This window comes from Bacteroides sp. AF25-5LB (assembly GCF_003602965.1).
Lineage (GTDB): Bacteria > Bacteroidota > Bacteroidia > Bacteroidales > Bacteroidaceae > Bacteroides > Bacteroides uniformis.
This window is the reverse complement of record NZ_QTMC01000001.1, coordinates 144,568-162,868: the sequence shown is the minus strand read 5'-3', so window position 1 is coordinate 162,868 and position 18,301 is coordinate 144,568. Positions and strand designations below refer to the sequence as shown.

Below are 18,301 nucleotides of genomic sequence, written 5' to 3'. Positions count from 1 at the left end.
TCAAGAAATTATGAAGAAAATAGCTGTTTTTTTAATTGTACTATTGGGCTGTATGTCGGTAACGGCTTTTGCGCAGAAGCAATTCTTTTTTAAGAATGGCAAGTTTGTAGTAGCACAATTTACAGATTTGCACTGGATGCCGGGTTCTGCAAAGTGTGCCGAAACGGCAGCTACTATCCGTGCTGTCCTGGCAGCCGAACATCCGGACATTGCTATACTGAGTGGGGATGTGGTGACCGATGACCCTGCTATGGATGGATGGAAAAGTGTAGTGGATATTTTCAATGAAGCTAAGATGCCTTTTGTGGTGATGATGGGAAACCATGATGCAGAATATTTGACGCGCAATGAAATCTATGATTTCCTCTTGAAGTCTCCCTACTATGTGGGGGCAAAAGGCCCTGAAGATATTATGGGATGTGGTAATTGTGTGATTTCTATTTATAGTCCGGAGAAGAAGGACCAGGTAGAGGCATTGCTCTATTGCATGGATTCCAACGACTATCAGCCTAATAAAATCTATGGTGCTTACGACTGGATTCATTTCGACCAAATAGAATGGTACAGAAAGCAAAGTAAACACTTTGCGGAGAAGAACGGTGGTAATCCCGTTCCTGCTTTGGCCTTTTTCCATATTCCGCTGATTGAATACAACGAAATCAGAGGTGACGGGAAAACTTATGGCAATGATAAAGAAGGTGGAGTTGCCTCCGCTAACATCAATTCCGGTATGTTTGCTTCCTTCCTTGACATGAGGGATGTAATGGGAGTATTTGTAGGGCATGACCATGATAACGATTTTATAGGAATAGATAAAGGTGTTGCATTGGGATACGGACGGGTGACCGGTGCGGATGCGTATGGAGAGTTGACGAGAGGAGCCCGTATCATTGAACTGTACGAAGACCAATTCAAATTTGACACATGGATTTCCACTCCTTCGGGAAGGGAGGCTGCCTACTATTACCCTTCAGGTCTGAATTCGGATGAGGAGCAGAGTATGGCTTATTTGCCGGCTACGGGAACTTCTCCCAAGAAGCAGGGTGTGGCATATACCTATTATGAAGGCAAATGTAAACGTGTTGCCGATATTGCCGCCTGTAATAAAGTGAAGGAAGGGGTGATGAAGAATTTCTCGATTGAAGAAGCAGCCGTCCCTGATCATTTTGCTTATGATTTCCGTACGTTGGTGAAAATTCCAGAAAGGGGAGTATACCGTTTCTATACTTTTTCCGATGATGGTTCTAAACTATACATAGACGGTAAGTTGATTGTTGATAACGACGGCGGACACAGCGGACGCCGTTCCGAAGGGAAAGTCGCTCTCGAAGCAGGGTACCACGAGTTGCACCTGCTGTATTTCGAAGATTACATGGGCCAGGAATTGGAAGTCGGGTATTCGGGGCGGAATGTTCTGGAAACCGTGTTACCTGATACCATGTTGTTTGTACCGGATTAAATCAGCGCTGGTAACTCTTTGTCTGGTACTCTTTCCGATATTCATTGGGGGAAACTTTCTTCAAAGCTTTGAATTGGCGGGACAAGTTCTTCAGGTTATTTATTCCGACTTGTTCCGCCACATCTGCAATCGGAGCATCACTGGCCAACAGCAATTGGGCAAAGCGTTCCATCCTAAGGTTGAAGATATATTTGTGGATGGACTGCTGGGTGACTTGCTTGAAACGAATCTCCAATAAACGGCGTGATAATGGTACTTGTTTCACTATATCCGATACAGTGATATCAGCCGTTATATTCTGATGGATATATTTCAGAGCGGTTTGGATATGGGCATCGGTGGTAGAATAGAAGTCGGTCGAAAGCCGGTTGATGATATTAACTGGTTGGAGCACTACGTCCCGATAAGTGGCCTCCTCATCATTCAATAGATGTTCTATGAGGGCGGCTGCCTCAAATCCGCCTCTTACAATGTTTTGGCTGATACTGGATAGGGGAGGGTCTGAAAGATTGCATATAATCTCATCATTGTCGACCCCCAATATTGCTATTTTGTCGGGCACTCTGATATTGTTGACTTTACAGATTTCCGTAATGCGGTTACCTTGATTGTCATCGCAAGCCATGAGTGCCGTAGGTTGCGGCAATGACTTTAACCAATTGAGCAGAGGTGGTGCCTCATAAAACCATAAGTCATCAAGTGATTGATCTTGATAAGAATAGAAATTGTTTCCAAACCCTTGGGCTGCTATACATTCATAGAAACCCTCGCAACGTTCTTGTGACCATACCGTATCGCGATAACCGTAGAATGCGAAGTTCTGAAAGCCTTTACTCAGAAAAAACTCTGCTGCCATTCTGCCGGTCTTGCGGTAATCGCCGGTGATGTTTGGAATATTGCTGAACCTTGATTTGTAATCCTGGGCCAACGCGATAATCCCGTTTTCACGGAATAGCTCCACATTGTCATCATTGTCAAATCTGCCGATGATTGCATCTGCATGCCATGTCTTTGCCCATTTCAAGACTCCTTCTATACCATGACTGTTTTTGTAGGAGGGTGGCATACGGCATACTACCCATGGTTCATGGCTTTTGGAATAGGCCAATACCCCCTTTAACAGATTGTACGAAAAGGACTCTGTAAAATCGGTCAATAATATCAATCGAATCATAGCAGTTGACTAAATGTAACAGATTGTTACTTATACAAATGTTAGCTTAATTGACAAATATAGGATTTTATTTCTTTTTCTTCAAATCTTTTCCCTCATATTTGCAGATTGCTTCAATCCACTCTTCTTCCAGTGGTTTGGATTCGTGTTTGGCGAGGTCGAAGGCTACCATGACGGAAGTACAAACGCATTTTACTTCTTGGGTTTCCGTATCGATGACACGCTGTGCCAGATGGAAACTCTTGGTTCCTATTTCAGTAACGGCAGTTTGCACGGCAATATGGTCCGAACCATAAATCTGCGCAAGGAAATTTGCTTCAATATGGACGACAACGATGCCATCCTTTTCCCAATCTACATCCGGGCATACGGAAGCGAAATATTCCGTTTTTCCTAAATCATAAAAAGAAAAGTAAACAGTGTTGTTTACATGGCCGAATTTGTCGACGTCATTGAAGCGTAGTTGTATGGGCAGGGTGTGGTTAAATTGAATTTCTTCCATTGTTTTCTCTTAAACTTTGTTTATAATCGCTGCAAAAATACTATTTTTGCATGTTAATCCGTGAACTTATATATCAAGAAATGATAGAAGACATTAAAAAAGCCTGCCAGGTGATGAGCGAAGGCGGGGTAATTTTGTATCCGACAGATACGATTTGGGGCATAGGTTGTGATGCTACCAATGAAGAAGCGGTGCGCCGTGTATATGAAATCAAGCAACGCTCTGACAGTAAGGCGATGCTGGTATTGGTAGATTCCCCGGTAAAGGTGGATTTCTATGTGCAGGATGTTCCAGAGGTTGCCTGGGATTTGATAGAACTGGCTGACAAGCCTCTTACCATAATTTATTCCGGAGCGCGTAATCTGGCTCCTAATTTGCTTGCCGAAGATGGTAGTGTGGGTATCCGCGTCACCAGTGAGGCATTTTCAAAGCGGCTTTGCCAGCAGTTCCGTAAGGCGATAGTCTCTACTTCTGCCAATGTCAGCGGGCAACCGTCTCCCGGCAACTTCAGTGAAATAAGTGAAGACATCAAGTCTGCGGTAGATTATATAGTAGGATACCGCCAAGAGGAAACGGGACGCCCGAAACCGTCCAGCATCATTAAGTTGGGCAAGGGCGGAGTCATCAAGATTATTCGCGAATAAAAGGAAAAAATGGCAGAGGATAAGAGGAGTTTGTTGCAGCGCTTCATCATTTGGCGCGAAAAGAATATCAAGGAGAAGCAATTCATACTGATTCTCAGTTTTCTTGTGGGTATTTTTACGGCGTTCGCCGCACTGATACTGAAAGGCATCATACACTGGATACAGAACTTCCTGACGGACAATTTCAATGCGACGGAGGCCAACTATCTTTATCTGGTTTATCCGGTAGTGGGTATCTTCCTGACCGGACTGTTTGTCCGTTACGTGGTGAAGGACGACATCAGTCATGGTGTTACGAAAATCTTGTATGCCATCTCGCGGCGACAGGGACGTATCAAACGACATAACACTTGGTCGTCCATCATAGCCAGTTCCATTACCATCGGTTTCGGTGGTTCGGTCGGGGCGGAGGCGCCTATTGTGTTGACGGGTTCGGCTATCGGTTCTAATCTGGGAAATATATTCAAGATGGAGCATCGTACGCTGATGCTGTTGGTGGGATGTGGTGCTGCTGGTGCGGTTGCAGGCATTTTCAAGGCACCAATTGCCGGTCTGGTATTTACGCTGGAGGTACTGATGATAGATTTGACAATGTCTTCCTTGTTGCCGTTGCTGATATCCGCGGTGACGGCTGCAACTGTTTCCTATATCGTGACGGGTACGGACGCCATGTTCAAATTCCATTTGGACCAAGCTTTCGAATTGGAGCGTATTCCGTATGTCATTATGTTGGGCGTCTTCTGTGGATTGGTTTCCCTTTATTTCACCCGCGCCATGAACTCTGTGGAAGGCGTGTTCGGAAGGTTGAGAACTCCCTATAAGAAGCTGATAATGGGCGGTGCCATGCTGAGTATCCTGATATTCCTTTTCCCACCGTTGTATGGCGAAGGTTACGATACGATAGAATTATTGCTGAATGGAGTGAGTAATGCCGAATGGGACACGGTGATGAATAATTCCTTCTTCTACGGGCACGGCAATCTGTTGCTGATATACCTCATACTGATTATTCTGTTCAAGGTTTTTGCCTCGAGTGCCACGAATGGCGGTGGCGGTTGCGGCGGTATCTTCGCACCTTCATTGTATTTGGGGTGTATTGCCGGTTTTGTCTTTTCACATTTCAGCAATGAAATAGAGATGACGGCTTATCTGCCCGAAAAGAATTTTGCCTTACTGGGAATGGCGGGGGTTATGAGTGGGGTCATGCATGCTCCGCTGACCGGCGTGTTTCTCATTGCCGAACTTACGGGAGGATACGACTTGTTCCTGCCGCTGATGATTGTTTCCGTCAGCTCCTATCTTACCATTATCATGTTCGAACCTCACAGTATTTACTCCATGCGTTTGGCAAAGAAAGGAGAGTTGCTGACGCACCATAAGGACAAGGCCATCCTTACCCTGATGAAGATGGAGAATGTGGTGGAAAAGGATTTTGTGACCGTGCATCCCGAAATGGATTTGGGTGAACTGGTAAAGGCCATTTCTGCTTCGCATCGTAATGTCTTTCCCGTGGCCGATAAGGAAGGAGTACTGATTGGTATTGTTTTGTTGGACGATATCCGGAACATTATGTTCCGTCAGGAGTTATATCATCGCTTTACAGTGGGAAAACTGATGACTTCGGCTCCGGCACGTCTGTATGATACGGACAGTATGGAGCAGGTGATGCGTACCTTTGATGATACGAAGGCGTGGAATCTGCCGGTGGTGGATGCGGAAAACAAATACTTGGGATTCGTGTCCAAGTCGAAGATATTCAACTCGTATCGTGAAGTGTTGGTACATTTTTCAGAGGACTGAGGACATGTACAATTTACCATTTACAATGTACAATTTGCCATTCGGAGTGCTGTGTACATTGTACATGGTAAATAGTACATGAGTAGCCTCGCAAATTGTACATGGTACATGGTAAATAGTAAATGGAGTAAATTGTAAATGAAATGGTGGAAAAGAAGAATTTGAGGATTGTATATATGGGTACTCCCGATTTTGCGGTGGAGGCTCTTCGTTGTCTGGTAGAAAGAGGTTACAATGTGGTGGGTGTCATTACGATGCCGGACAAGCCTGCCGGACGGGGGCATAAGCTCCAATTCTCTCCGGTGAAACAGTATGCACTGGAACATAATCTTCCGCTTCTTCAGCCGGAGAAGTTGAAGGATGAGGCTTTTGTGGAGGCGTTGCGTGCATGGAAGGCCGATTTGCAGATAGTCGTTGCTTTCCGCATGTTGCCGGAGGTGGTATGGAACATGCCGCGATTGGGCACCTTCAACCTGCATGCTTCCCTGCTTCCGCAGTATCGCGGCGCAGCCCCCATCAACTGGGCGGTGATTAATGGTGATACGGAAACGGGCATCACCACTTTCTTCCTGAAACATGAGATTGATACCGGTGAGGTTATTCAGCAGGTACGGATACCCATTGCCGATACGGACAATGTGGGTATCGTTCACGACAAACTGATGCTGTTGGGCGGTCGCCTGGTGGTAGAGACTGTTGATGCCATTCTTGCCGGTACGGTGAAAAGTATTCCTCAAGAAGAAATGGCCGTAGTGGGTGAACTGCGTCCGGCACCGAAAATCTTCAAAGATACTTGTCGTATTGACTGGAACCGTCCGGTGAAGCGTATTTACGATTTTGTACGCGGCCTTTCTCCCTATCCTGCCGCTTGGACGGAGTTGGTCCAGCCCAGTGGAGAATCTATTGTAGTAAAAATCTTCGAGACGGAGAAGATAGGGGAATCCCATCAACTGGCTCCCGGAACCTTGCAGACAGACGGGAAAAACTATATCCGCGTTGCTGCCGAAGATGGCTTTGTCGGCATCCGCTCCCTCCAGCTTCCGGGCAAGAAGAGACTGAAGACGGATGAACTGCTGCGCGGCTTCCGGTTGACGGAAGAATGTGTGATGAAATAACTGATTGTCATTCATCAACTTCCTACTGCAAAACTACTGCATTTGTTTTGCAGCGTCACTGCAAACCGCTTTGCAGTGTTGCTGCAACTAATATGCAGTGTGACTGCAACTGCTTTGCAGTAGCACTGCAACACGTTTGCAGTGACGCTGCAAAAGGTATGCAGTAAGTTTGCAGTGAGAGTTTTGACTTCCAATGTTAGGCCGACTTAAATCTTTTATCTATATTTGTACATCACAAAGTTCGTAAACTTTAGAATACAGCATTATGAAACCAATCATATCCCCTTCTATTCTCTCTGCCGATTTCGGTTATCTGGCACGGGACATTGAAATGATTAACGAAAGTGAGGCAGAGTGGGTACATATCGACATCATGGACGGTGTGTTTGTCCCCAATATTTCTTTCGGATTCCCGGTACTGAAGTATGTGGCAAAACTGTCGCAGAAACCTTTGGATGTGCATCTGATGATTGTACAGCCGGAGAAGTTTATTCCGGAGGTGAAGGCTCTGGGAGCCCATGTCATGAATGTGCATTATGAGGCTTGTCCGCATCTGCACCGCGTGGTGCAGCAAATTCGCGAAGCAGGGATGCAGCCGGCAGTAACGATTAATCCGGCAACTCCCGTGTCCTTGTTGAAGGATATTATTAATGATGTATACATGGTGCTGATCATGAGCGTAAATCCTGGCTTCGGCGGACAAAAGTTCATAGAGCATTCTCTTGATAAAGTGCGCGAGTTGCGTGAATTGATTACGGTTACTGGTTCGCAGGCCTTGATAGAAGTGGATGGTGGCGTAAACTTGGAAACCGGTTCGCGTCTGGTAGAAGCTGGAGCAGATGTACTGGTGGCAGGCAATGCCGTTTTCTCAGCTCCCGATCCGAAGGAGGCCATCCGTGCATTAAGGAATCTGTAATCCGTCTTCTGGATTGATAATCGACAGCTGGCAACGGCATCCTTTCCTTCGACTGTTGATGCCGTTGGTAGTTGGTATTTTGTGTGGAGATGCGTTTCCACACGTGCTTTCTGCATGGGAGTATGTGGCAGGTTTTCTGCTTTTTCTTTTTATCATAGGCAGATACAAGCATACCGGATGGGTGTATGGAGCGGCGGTATACCTTTTCTTGGGTGGTACGGGGCTCTGCTTGATGAATTGGCAGCAGGGAAAGACGGCATTTCCCTTTTCGGGCAAACCTGCTGTTTATAGGGTTTGTATCCGCGAGCATCCCGAAGAGAGGGAGCGCAGCATATTGTGCAGGGTTGTCCTGCTGGGAGAGGTAGAGCAGGATGCAGTTACGGGTTGCCCCCGGAATCATCTTTTTCTGGCTTATTTTCCGAAAGATTCTGCTACGGCCACTTTGCGCAGTGGTGATGAGTTGCTGGTATCTACCCGGCTTGTTCCTCCGGCAAACAATGATAATCCCGACGAGTTTGACTATGCTCGCTACCTGAGGCGGAAAGGCTATAGCGGCACGGCCTACGTGGCTGACGGACATTGGCGGAAGACGGGGCATAATGCCTCTCGCACTGTCAGCCAGGTGGCACTGGATTATAGGGCGAAAGTGGTTGGCTTATACCGGAGTTTGGGCTTTGAAGCTGATGAATTGGCAGTGCTTTCTGCGTTGACGGTGGGGGATAAAGAGGAACTGAGTGATGATATTGTGGAGACCTACTCCGTTTCGGGAGCCAGCCATGTACTGGCACTTTCGGGGTTGCACATAGGTTTTCTGTATGCTTTGCTCTTGTTTGTGCTTCGTCCTTTGTGGAGGCGATGGCGGCGGTTGAAACCTTTGTTGCTTTTGCTTCTGGTCCTTTTCTTGGTGAGTTTTGCTTTTTTCACGGGATTGTCCTCCTCGGTGGTGCGGTCGGTTGTCATGTTCTCTTTGTTGGCGTTTGCCGGTTTGCAGCCGGAAAAGCCGCTGACTCTGAATACGCTGGCGGCAACTGCTTTCCTGATGCTGCTGTGCAAGCCGGCCTGGTTGTTTGATGTCGGTTTTCAGTTGTCATTCTCGGCGGTTACAGCTATTGTACTTGTACAGCCTAAGTTGTATGCCCTTTGGAAGGTTGACAATTGTTTCCTGCGATATTTGTGGGGACTTATGACAGTGTCTGTGGCAGCTCAGCTGGGTACGGCCCCTTTGGTCATTGTCTATTTCTCCCGTTTTTCCACTCATTTTCTGTTGACTAATCTTTGGGTAATTCCCATGGTGTCACTCGTTCTGTATTCGGCGGTCTTTCTGTTGATGCTTACGCCGCTGCCTTTTGTACAACATCTGTTTGCAAGGGTAGTAGAGGCATTGGTACATGTCCAGAATGAAGTGCTTCGCTGGATAGAGCATCTTCCCGGCGCTGCTGTCGATAATATTTGGTTGGATATATGGGGCGTTCTGCTCGTCTATCTGTTCTTGGGGATGGCATATTATGGCTTTCTACGCCTTACGGTACGTAGAGTCTGCTTTGCGTTGCTGGCATTGTTGGCAGTGGTTTCCTGGCATTCCCTTTCCATCATGTCCAATGCTCCCCGGCAGGGGATTGCTTTTTATAGCGTGAGAGGTTGTCCCGTTGTCCATTGTATGGCAGACAACCGTCATTCTTGGTTGGCATGTACCGATAGCTTGCCGGATATGCCGCGTTTGTGCCGTGCCCTTTCTCCGCATTGGAACCGCCTGCATCTGGAGACTCCCCGACTGGTTACCGGAGATTATATAACTCCCGGCTTATCCATGCGCAACCAGATTGTCTCTTATGCCGGTAAGTGCATCTGTCTTCTTTCCGACAACCGTTGGAGAAACAAGAACTCTTCCCGTCCCCTTTTAGTTGATTATCTGTATGTCTCCAAGGGGTATCAAGGTGGGATAGAGGAACTTACTTCGCTCTTTTCCATAGGGATGGTGGTACTTGACGCTTCTCTTTCAGACTATTATCAGAATAAGATTGCCAATAATTGCGTTCGCTTAGGTATTCCCTATCTTCTTCTTTCTCAAAAAGGTTCTTACCGCATATTGTTATAAATCACAAACTTTTCGTACTTTTGCCCCTTCAATTTGTTATAAACGCCAAATAGTAAATAGTCAATCGTCAAATAGTAAATAAAAATATGTTGACCAAAGTAATAGAACAATCCAAGATAGACCATTTCACCAAATGGTTTGACCGTGCAGACAAGATAGTAATCGTTTCACATGTAGGTCCCGACGGGGACGCCATCGGCTCTTCTCTGGGCTTGTGGCACTTCTTCAGTTCGCAGGGAAAGACGGCGAATGTTATTGTGCCGAACGCTTTCCCCGACTTCTTGAAATGGATGCCCGGGAGCAAGGACATCCTTCTGTACGACCGCTACAAGGAGTTTGCCGACAAGCTGATTGCCGAGGCGGATGTCATTTGTTGTCTGGATTTTAATGCTATCCATCGTATAGATGCCATGGGTGACGCTGTTCTTGCATCCCCGGCAAGAAAAATACTGATAGACCATCATCTCCATCCAGAGGATTTCTGCAAGATTATCATCTCCCATCCGGAGATATCTTCCACTTCGGAACTGGTTTTCCGCCTGATTTGCCGTATGGGCTATTTCAGTGACATTTCAAGGGAAGGTGCGGAATGTATCTATACGGGCATGATGACCGATACCGGCGGGTTCACCTATAATTCCAATAATCGGGAAATCTATTTCATCATCAGCGAACTGTTGTCGAAAGGTATTGATAAGGACGAGATTTACCGCAGAGTGTTCAATACTTATTCAGAAAGCCGTCTGCGCCTGATGGGATATGTCTTGTCACAAATGAAGGTCTATCCGGACTATCATGCAGCCTTAATTTCCTTGACTAAAGCCGAACAAAGCCAATTTGACTATGTGCGTGGAGATAGTGAAGGGTTTGTGAACATTCCTTTGAGCATCAAAGGGGTGATTTTCTCTTGTTTCCTGCGTGAAGATACGGAGAAGCCGATGATAAAGATTTCTTTACGTTCGGTCGGTACGTTCCCTTGCAATCAGCTGGCTGCCGAGTTCTTTGGCGGCGGTGGTCATTTGAATGCTTCCGGCGGTGAATTTTATGGAACGATGGATGAGGCCCGCAAGGTCTTTGAGCAGGCTTTGGAGAAATACAAACCGCTGCTGAATGCCAAAGGATAAAAAAAGTTCAGTTGTAAAGGTTAAAAGTTACGAACTTTCTATCCGCAGCTTTCAACTTTCAAGGAAATCAGATACTTTTGTACGAAATTACTAAATAACAGAAATGAAGAAACTTACTTTATTCTTTTTTGCCTTACTTGCAGTTTGTTTAGCCTTCCAGGCATGCGATAATTCTAAAACTTATGCCGAAATGCTTGAGGAAGAAAAAGATGCCATCAAAGCGTTTATCAAAGACAGTAGTATTGTCGTTATTTCTCAAAGTGAATTCTATGCGCAAGATTCGACAACGGATGTAAGCAGGAATGAGTATGTGCAGCTGGCAAGCGGGGTGTATATGCAGATTGTGGATAAAGGTTCGACGAATCCTGCAGATACAGTTAAACCGAATGATTTGGTTTTGGTGCGTTATGAAGAATATGGATTGATAGAAAAGGCGGTGACTTCATCTAATTTGAATAATCCGACAGTTGTGGATGAATTCAGATATACGGTTACTTCTTCATCTATAGCCGGACTTTTTACACAAGGATATATGCTTGCATATTATGGATCGTCCGTGCCTGCCGGTTGGTTGGTCGCTTTGAATTATGTACGTGATGGGGCGCATGTGAAACTGATTGTACCATCTAAGATGGGGCAACAGACTGCCATGCAACAAGTGTATCCTTATTATTACGATATACATAAATTCCAAATTTGGAACTAACCTATAAATTTTAAATCATTAACCTATGACTCTAATCAAATCTATTTCTGGAATCCGCGGAACCATTGGCGGTGGTGCCGGCAAGGGATTGAATCCGCTCGACATTGTGAAGTTCACTTCAGCTTATGCTACCCTGATTCGTAAGACGTGTACTGTAAAAAGTAACAAAATCGTGGTAGGGCGTGATGCCCGCATCTCTGGCGAGATGGTCAAGAACGTAGTAGTCGGTACCTTGATGGGTATGGGCTGGGATGTAGTGGACATTGATTTGGCTTCTACTCCGACTACCGAGCTGGCTGTAACCATGGAAGGTGCCAGTGGAGGTATTATCCTGACTGCCTCACACAATCCCAAGCAGTGGAATGCGTTGAAACTGTTGAATGAAAAGGGCGAATTTCTGAACGCTGCCGAAGGTCAGGAAGTACTCCGCATTGCAGCTGCCGAAGAATTCGATTATGCCGAAGTGGACCAACTCGGCTCGTACCGTCAGGATTTAAGCTACAACCAGAAACATATCGACAGCGTATTGGCGCTTGACCTTGTAGACGTGGAAGCTATCCGAAAGGCAAACTTCCGTGTAGCCATCGATTGTGTAAACTCTGTAGGTGGTATTATTCTGCCGCAACTACTTGAACAACTTGGTGTTCAGCACGTAGAGAAGCTCTATTGCGAACCGACCGGTAACTTCCAGCATAATCCCGAGCCTCTGGAAAAGAACTTGGGTGACATCATGAACCTGATGAAAGGAGGGAAGGCAGATGTTGCATTTGTTGTAGACCCTGATGTAGACCGCCTGGCAATGATTTGCGAAGACGGCAAGATGTACGGTGAAGAATATACACTGGTTACTGTTGCCGACTACGTATTGAAACATACTCCGGGCAATACGGTATCCAATTTGAGTTCGACCCGTGCCTTGCGCGATGTAACTCGCAAGTATGGGCAAGGATATTACGCTTCCGCCGTAGGTGAAGTGAATGTAACTACCAAAATGAAGGAGGTAGGTGCCGTTATCGGTGGCGAAGGAAACGGTGGGGTAATTTATCCGGCCAGCCACTATGGACGTGATGCCTTGGTAGGTATTGCCTTGTTCTTGAGCCATCTGGCACACGAAGGCAAGAAGGTGAGCGAACTCCGTGCATCCTATCCTGCATACTTCATGGCAAAGAATCGTGTAGACTTGACTCCTGAAACAGATGTAGATGCTATTCTTGCCAAGGTGAAGGAGCTGTATAAGAATGAAGAAATCAATGATATAGACGGTGTGAAGATTGACTTCCCCGACAAATGGGTTCATCTGCGTAAAAGCAATACGGAACCGATTATCCGCGTTTATAGTGAGGCCGGTACACCAGAAGCTGCCGAGGAAATCGGTCAGCAGATTATGAAGGTGATTGAAGACCTGGCAAAATAAGACTGATTGTAATGACTGTTATATGTCCCACTTTTCTTTTGGAGAGTGGGACTTTTTTTAGGGAGTATTTATTGCTGCTACAATTCGATGACTTTCTCTATCTCTTCTTCAAAGTTTGGAGTAAAGACTTCCTTGCCTATGCTTTTTTTGATTTCATCAATGCTCCAGAAACGTCCTCCGTCCAGCTCGTCACTGGGATGTATTTCACCGTCGTAGACCGTTTTGTGTACGAAGACCAGTTCCTTTTCGCGGGCAGACTCGAAGACATAATGCAAGACGGTTTCGGGAACAAAGTCGGTAATGCCGAGTTCTTCGCGTACCTCGCGTTTCAGCGCCATCTCTACACTTTCACCTAAATCGACGTGTCCGCCTACGGAGGTGTCCCACTTCCCCGGTTGTATGTCTTTCCATTCGGGACGTTTCTGCAGATACAGCTCACCTTTGGAATTGAATACATGAAGATGGATTACCGGATGCAGCAGTTTGCTACCGTTATGGCATTCGCCACGGGTGGCGGCACCTATGATGTTGCCTTGTTCGTCGACAAGGGGGAACATCTCTTGATTGTTATCGTGGTTCATTGTGTTTAGGGTATTAATAATGATGAATCTCCATAGCTCAGAAAGCGGAAATCATGTGCCAGTGCATAGTTATAAATCTTCTGCCAGTCGCCGTGTACGAAAGCTGATACGAGCAGCAGCAAGGTGCTTTGCGGTTGGTGGAAATTAGTCACCATAGCCTTCACGATTTTGTATTCATATCCCGGGGCGATGATGATTTGAGTGCTGGTATGCAGAGTCTCCATACTATGCTTGTCAAGATAGGCGACAATGGCTTGCAGGGCTTTTACTGCAGGGGTGGTGGCAGCCTTGGCAGACATTTCATAAGGTTGCCATTGGTGGACGTGCAAGTCTTCCTCCGTGGCTTCGGGATTATTCAGTAAGGTGGCTCCGATGTGATAAAGGCTTTCCAATGTGCGCACCGAAGTTGTCCCTACGGCCACTGCCTTGCCGTCGTGCGCTATGAGTTTTTCCAATGTGTTGCGCGAGACGGAGATGTATTCCGTATGCATTTCATGCCCTTCTATTTCTTCACTTTTCACCGGTTTGAAGGTTCCGGCTCCCACATGGAGTGTCAGTTCTTCCAATTCTACTCCTTTATTGCGCAATGCGTCCAATACGCGTGGGGTGAAATGCAGTCCCGCTGTAGGGGCAGCCACCGAACCTTTGATTTTGGAATAGACAGTCTGGTAAGTCTCCTTGTCACTTTCCTGGGTTTCCCGGTTCAAGTAGGGAGGGATGGGCAATTCACCGAAGACCTCGAGAATGTCGGCAAAAGTCACTTCCGGATTATTCCAGCGGAAGTTTACCCAATGGCTGGTTCCGTGGCATTCGCCCCGTTCGGCGGTCAGGGTGAGTGGTTTGCCTTTCACGGTCATCTCACGTCTTAGCATGCCTTCTTTCCATTTTTTCAGGTTGCCGACCATGCAGAGCCAAGCGGTATGCTCGGTTTGCTGGAAGTTGAGGGCATAGTCGTTCGGCTGTATAGGTTCTAGGCAGAATACTTCAATCAGTGCTCCCGTTTCTTTCCGGAAATGCAGGCGTGCTTGGATGACTTTGGTATTGTTGAATATCATCAGGCTTCCCGATGGCAGATACTCCGGCAGTGAAGTGAATCTGTCTTCTGAAACTTCTCCGTGGCGATACAATAACAGTTTGGACTGGTCACGTACGGACAATGGGAACTTTGCAATGCGTTCGTCAGGCAATGGGTAGTTGAATTCGCTGATTCTGATATGTCTGGGGTCTTCTTTCATGATGGCTTTCTCTTTATTATATCGGCTGCAAAGGTACGGATATTTGGGAAGATTTGAAGAATAAGGGAAATAATTCCTAACTTTGCAGGAAGAAAGTAGGAAAAGACAAACTAAAAGATACGTTACTATGAAGATAGGAGATAAAGTTCGTTTCCTCAGCGAAGTTGGGGGTGGTGTTGTGACAGGATTTCAAGGGAAAAACATCGTGTTGGTGGAAGATGCCGACGGTTTTGACATACCGATGCCCATAAACGAATGTGTGGTGATAGAGACCGATGATTATAATATCCCCACTCCGGCAGCCAAAGCGGCTGCCAAGAAGAAGCGGGAAGAAGAGCAACAATTGCGTACGACTGCTACTGCGGCAAGGCCGTCTGCTATGGAGTCTCAGGTTTCAGAGCCTCAAACGGTCCGTTTGGAGAAACCGCAGATATCTGTTTATCGTCAGCCCGAGATGAAAGGCGGAGATATCCTGAATGTTTTTCTGGCTTTTGTTCCGGAGGATATCAAGGCTGTCAGCACTACACCTTTCGAGGCATATTTGGTGAACGACAGTAATTATTATATGTATTATACCTATTCGAGTGCTGAAGGAAAGTCCTGGACAGTCCGTTCGCATGGTTTGATAGAGCCGAATACGAAACTTCTGCTGGAGGAGTTCGAAAAGTCCGAGTTGAACGACCGTGAACGTGTGATGGTACAGCTGGTGGCATTCAAAGATAACCGTGCGTTCACAATGAAACCGGCTGTCAGTGTGGAAGTCCGCATAGATATGGTAAAGTTCTATAAACTGCATACATTCCAGCAGACGGTTTTCTTTGAAACACCGGCCTTGGTGTATGATATTGTCCGGAATGACCAGCCTGCCAAGCAGGTGTATGTTTCGGCAGAGGAACTGAAGGAGGCTTTGATACAGAAAAAAACGGCAGATACTCCATCCAAACCGCAGACGGTCATCAAACGTGGGGGCAAGAATGGGATTGTCGAGATTGACCTGCATATCGGCGAGTTGCTGGATGACACCTGCGGCATGAGCAACAGTGAAATATTGAATTACCAACTGGACAAGTTTCGTGAAGTGATGGAACAATACAAGAAAAAGCGCGAACAACGCATCGTCTTTATTCATGGCAAGGGGGATGGTGTACTTCGTAAAGCGCTATTGGATGAGTTGAAACGTAAATATTCCAATTGCCGCCACCAGGATGCTTCGTTCCAGGAGTACGGATTTGGGGCGACGATGGTGACGATTAAATAAAATCAAGTATTTGAATAGTGAATAGGGCAGTTCAAACGTTGGAATGCCCTATTCATTATTTTTGATGGCTTATTAGCTAAATATTGTACTATGATGTGATTTTTTGTTTCGTTTTAATAAAGCGGTAACGTATGCTCTTTTATGGCTGAGAAATACGCCTTATACTTGACGGCATTTCGCAAAAATATTTTAAGTTTGTAGATGTATTGAATAAATAATCTAATTACGGGAAACATGGGAGAGAGGATGGATAAGCGAATTCGATTTTACATTTATTGGATATTAGGGCTTGTGTTTCTAGGGGCTTGTGCGCCCGGAGATGAAGAGGACGTATACACAGAGATGAGAGCTTTTGAGGATTTTTCCCGTATAAATGGAGACTCTGTGGCCATTGTGCCCCGAAAGGTGAGGTTGAAGGCTCTTCAAAAGATGGAAGAGGCAAAGGATAGCTTGGTCAAATATAATTATCTGGCAATGACACTGAAAACATATTTGATTACTTCACAGCTTGATTCGGCGCAAATCGTAATCCAGCAGATACATGACTTTATTGAAAGGCAGCATAGTTCTTCTCAAATGGCAGATTTGGAGTCTGAATGTTTCAATATGAAGGGAAATATCTTTGCACGCGTTGGGAATATGGATTCTGCCGAAATTTGCTTCCGGAAGGCTTATGAATTACGGATGAGAGGGACTAGGATTGAAGTGGTGCCGGATATTTTGATGAATCTTGCTGATGCGAATAACCGTTTAGGAAAATTGGATATAGGGGCAGCTTGGTATAGGAGAGCTTTGTTGATGTGCGACTCTTTGCATATGGCTTCTACCAAGAAACCTCCCATTTATTATGGTTTGGCACAAGTATATGTTACCATGCGTGATTTTGAACAGTGTGATTACTATTACAATCTTGCAGGGGAAAGCTATGACAATATGCTGCCTTATGAAAAATATATTTATTTGAATAATAGAGGGACTTCTTACTATTATAGGGAGGATTACCAGACAGCGATAAAATATTTCCAAAAGGTTATTGATTTAGTCGAAGGATATGATGATATGAGTTTTGAACTTAATCTGGGGAGGTTGAATTTAGGAGACTGTTATCTTCAACTGAATATGGTTGATTTGGCTGTTAAATATATAAATGAATGCCAACCTTTTTTTGAGGAAATGGGGGTGAGTACTGCACTATATTATATCGATACGCAGAAAATAGAATTAGCCCTGCTTCAGAAAGACTTTCAAGAAGCACGCCGTTTATTGTCCGAGAGTGTAGTTCCTCCGGGCATCGACCCTGATATGGTACATATCCGTAATAAATACCTTCAGCAGTTTTACGAGGAAACCGGCAACTACAAGAGGGCTTATCACTATCTGCAGAGGAACAACCTGCTTGATGATTCTATCAGGAATGAGCGTGTCCGGATGCGTACGGCAGACTTGACTTTGCGTTATCAGCAGGATTCTACCTTGATGGCACATCGGGTTTTGCTTCAGGAGCAGAAAAACGAGGTGCTGGTGCTGAGGCAGACACAGTTTGTCGTGTTTGCTGTAGCTGTTGTATCTATATTGACGGCGGTTTTTCTTTATCTGTACAGCAAAAAGAAACGTGCTTTGTTGCTTGCACGGAATCATCGCACAGTCTCTACACTTCGTCTGGAGAATATCCGTAACCGCTTGTCCCCTCATTTCATCTTCAATGTGCTGAACTGGGAGATGGCGGAGCGGAATGTAGAAGAAAAGCAAGAGCTTTCGTCGCTGGTAAAACTGATGCGTCGCAATCTGGAATTGGCGGAACAACTGTGTGTAACCTTGGCAGAGGAGCTGGATTTTGTGAAAACATATATTAATCTGGAACGCCGTTCTTTAGGTCCGGATTTTCATTCGGAACTGAAGATAGAAAAGGATGTGCAGCCGGAGCAAATAAGGATTCCGTCTATGATGATTCAAATTCCGGTTGAAAATGCAGTGAAGCATGCGTTGCGCGAGAAGGAAGGTGAACGTAATCTTTGGGTTTCGGTCTGTCGCCGGGGAAACGGTATCTGTATAAAGATAACGGATAATGGTGGCGGTTATCGTCCAGACAGTCGGAACCGGGGCACGGGGACGGGAATGAAAGTCATTATGCAGACCATTCAGATTCTCAACAATAAGAATAAGGAGGCCATTGATGTTTCAGTGCACAATGTCTCTCTACAGAGTGGTGAGATGGGATGTGAGGTGACTTTCTGGTTGCCAGACAACTACGATTACAGGATTTAAAAGAACCGTTTAA

Annotated in this window: 15 protein-coding genes; 11 read left to right on the top strand and 4 right to left on the bottom strand. The window is 45.8% G+C overall.

The genetic code is table 11. From position 1 onward, the window contains the following. Window positions 1-10: 10 nt before the first annotated feature. The gene (locus DWY57_RS00735; RefSeq protein WP_117600843.1) at window positions 11-1,459 is read left to right on the top strand and encodes a PA14 domain-containing protein; all 1,449 of its coding nucleotides are present in this window, start codon (window positions 11-13) and stop codon (window positions 1,457-1,459) included. A gap of 1 nt (window position 1,460) precedes the next feature. On the opposite strand, the gene DWY57_RS00730 is transcribed toward DWY57_RS00735, so the two are convergent. Both DWY57_RS00730 and DWY57_RS00725 read right to left on the bottom strand, forming a co-directional pair. After that, window positions 1,461-2,633, bottom strand: a complete 1,173-nt coding sequence (locus tag DWY57_RS00730; RefSeq protein ID WP_117965236.1) for a DNA-binding transcriptional regulator — start codon at window positions 2,631-2,633, stop codon at window positions 1,461-1,463. 67 nt (window positions 2,634-2,700) lie between these two features. Further along, window positions 2,701-3,135: a thioesterase family protein gene (locus DWY57_RS00725; RefSeq protein ID WP_117600845.1), complete on the bottom strand. Its 435-nt coding sequence runs from the start codon at window positions 3,133-3,135 to the stop codon at window positions 2,701-2,703. An 80-nt stretch (window positions 3,136-3,215) separates the two neighbouring features. Here DWY57_RS00725 and DWY57_RS00720 point away from each other — a divergent pair, with 80 nt between their 5' ends. The 8 genes from DWY57_RS00720 to glmM all read left to right on the top strand — a co-directional run bounded on the left by DWY57_RS00720 (window position 3,216) and on the right by glmM (window position 12,949). Next, on the top strand, window positions 3,216-3,779 hold the full coding sequence (locus DWY57_RS00720) for an L-threonylcarbamoyladenylate synthase (RefSeq protein ID WP_005830050.1): 564 nt from the start codon (window positions 3,216-3,218) through the stop codon (window positions 3,777-3,779). A gap of 9 nt (window positions 3,780-3,788) precedes the next feature. After that, a complete protein-coding gene (locus tag DWY57_RS00715) occupies window positions 3,789-5,579 on the top strand; it encodes a chloride channel protein (RefSeq protein ID WP_117965238.1) in 1,791 nt (596 codons plus the stop codon). Between the two features lie 143 nt (window positions 5,580-5,722). After that, on the top strand, window positions 5,723-6,694 hold the full coding sequence (fmt, locus tag DWY57_RS00710; protein ID WP_117600848.1) for a methionyl-tRNA formyltransferase: 972 nt from the start codon (window positions 5,723-5,725) through the stop codon (window positions 6,692-6,694). 265 nt (window positions 6,695-6,959) lie between these two features. Next, on the top strand, window positions 6,960-7,610 hold the full coding sequence (gene rpe, locus DWY57_RS00700; RefSeq protein WP_005830060.1) for a ribulose-phosphate 3-epimerase: 651 nt from the start codon (window positions 6,960-6,962) through the stop codon (window positions 7,608-7,610). A gap of 58 nt (window positions 7,611-7,668) precedes the next feature. Then, the gene (locus DWY57_RS00695) at window positions 7,669-9,705 is read left to right on the top strand and encodes a ComEC/Rec2 family competence protein (RefSeq protein ID WP_119961186.1); all 2,037 of its coding nucleotides are present in this window, start codon (window positions 7,669-7,671) and stop codon (window positions 9,703-9,705) included. An 86-nt stretch (window positions 9,706-9,791) separates the two neighbouring features. Continuing rightward, complete coding sequence (locus tag DWY57_RS00690) at window positions 9,792-10,829, top strand: bifunctional oligoribonuclease/PAP phosphatase NrnA (protein ID WP_117600850.1); 1,038 nt, start codon at window positions 9,792-9,794, stop codon at window positions 10,827-10,829. A gap of 103 nt (window positions 10,830-10,932) precedes the next feature. Then, complete coding sequence (locus tag DWY57_RS00685; protein WP_117600851.1) at window positions 10,933-11,535, top strand: DUF4827 domain-containing protein; 603 nt, start codon at window positions 10,933-10,935, stop codon at window positions 11,533-11,535. 25 nt (window positions 11,536-11,560) lie between these two features. After that, window positions 11,561-12,949, top strand: coding sequence for a phosphoglucosamine mutase (gene glmM / locus DWY57_RS00680; RefSeq protein WP_119961185.1), 1,389 nt, complete (start codon window positions 11,561-11,563; stop codon window positions 12,947-12,949). Between the two features lie 77 nt (window positions 12,950-13,026). On the opposite strand, the gene DWY57_RS00675 is transcribed toward glmM, so the two are convergent. Both DWY57_RS00675 and DWY57_RS00670 read right to left on the bottom strand, forming a co-directional pair. Then, window positions 13,027-13,530 carry an NUDIX domain-containing protein gene (locus DWY57_RS00675; protein WP_098032152.1) on the bottom strand — a complete coding sequence of 168 codons (504 nt, stop codon included), beginning with the start codon at window positions 13,528-13,530 and terminating at the stop codon, window positions 13,027-13,029. Between the two features lie 5 nt (window positions 13,531-13,535). After that, window positions 13,536-14,765 (bottom strand): S-adenosylmethionine:tRNA ribosyltransferase-isomerase, encoded by a 1,230-nt coding sequence (locus DWY57_RS00670; protein ID WP_117600853.1) that lies wholly within the window; start codon window positions 14,763-14,765, stop codon window positions 13,536-13,538. Window positions 14,766-14,892: 127 nt separating this feature from the next. Between DWY57_RS00670 and DWY57_RS00665 the strand changes: the two genes are divergently transcribed. Then, complete coding sequence (locus DWY57_RS00665; protein WP_119961184.1) at window positions 14,893-16,023, top strand: DUF2027 domain-containing protein; 1,131 nt, start codon at window positions 14,893-14,895, stop codon at window positions 16,021-16,023. 234 nt (window positions 16,024-16,257) lie between these two features. Then, window positions 16,258-18,288, top strand: a complete 2,031-nt coding sequence (locus DWY57_RS00660) for a histidine kinase (RefSeq protein ID WP_119961183.1) — start codon at window positions 16,258-16,260, stop codon at window positions 18,286-18,288. Window positions 18,289-18,301: the final 13 nt, after the last annotated feature.

Excerpts from the sequence above, each read along its gene's own strand:
- DWY57_RS00735 (WP_117600843.1), top strand. The coding sequence starts at position 11 with ATGAAGAAAATAGCTGTTTTTTTAATTGTACTATTGGGCTGTATGTCG.
- DWY57_RS00730 (WP_117965236.1), bottom strand. The coding sequence starts at position 2,633 with ATGATTCGATTGATATTATTGACCGATTTTACAGAGTCCTTTTCGTAC.
- DWY57_RS00725 (WP_117600845.1), bottom strand. The coding sequence starts at position 3,135 with ATGGAAGAAATTCAATTTAACCACACCCTGCCCATACAACTACGCTTC.
- DWY57_RS00720 (WP_005830050.1), top strand. The coding sequence starts at position 3,216 with ATGATAGAAGACATTAAAAAAGCCTGCCAGGTGATGAGCGAAGGCGGG.
- DWY57_RS00715 (WP_117965238.1), top strand. The coding sequence starts at position 3,789 with ATGGCAGAGGATAAGAGGAGTTTGTTGCAGCGCTTCATCATTTGGCGC.
- fmt (WP_117600848.1), top strand. The coding sequence starts at position 5,723 with ATGGTGGAAAAGAAGAATTTGAGGATTGTATATATGGGTACTCCCGAT.
- rpe (WP_005830060.1), top strand. The coding sequence starts at position 6,960 with ATGAAACCAATCATATCCCCTTCTATTCTCTCTGCCGATTTCGGTTAT.
- DWY57_RS00695 (WP_119961186.1), top strand. The coding sequence starts at position 7,669 with ATGCCGTTGGTAGTTGGTATTTTGTGTGGAGATGCGTTTCCACACGTG.
- DWY57_RS00690 (WP_117600850.1), top strand. The coding sequence starts at position 9,792 with ATGTTGACCAAAGTAATAGAACAATCCAAGATAGACCATTTCACCAAA.
- DWY57_RS00685 (WP_117600851.1), top strand. The coding sequence starts at position 10,933 with ATGAAGAAACTTACTTTATTCTTTTTTGCCTTACTTGCAGTTTGTTTA.
- glmM (WP_119961185.1), top strand. The coding sequence starts at position 11,561 with ATGACTCTAATCAAATCTATTTCTGGAATCCGCGGAACCATTGGCGGT.
- DWY57_RS00675 (WP_098032152.1), bottom strand. The coding sequence starts at position 13,530 with ATGAACCACGATAACAATCAAGAGATGTTCCCCCTTGTCGACGAACAA.
- DWY57_RS00670 (WP_117600853.1), bottom strand. The coding sequence starts at position 14,765 with ATGAAAGAAGACCCCAGACATATCAGAATCAGCGAATTCAACTACCCA.
- DWY57_RS00665 (WP_119961184.1), top strand. The coding sequence starts at position 14,893 with ATGAAGATAGGAGATAAAGTTCGTTTCCTCAGCGAAGTTGGGGGTGGT.
- DWY57_RS00660 (WP_119961183.1), top strand. The coding sequence starts at position 16,258 with ATGGGAGAGAGGATGGATAAGCGAATTCGATTTTACATTTATTGGATA.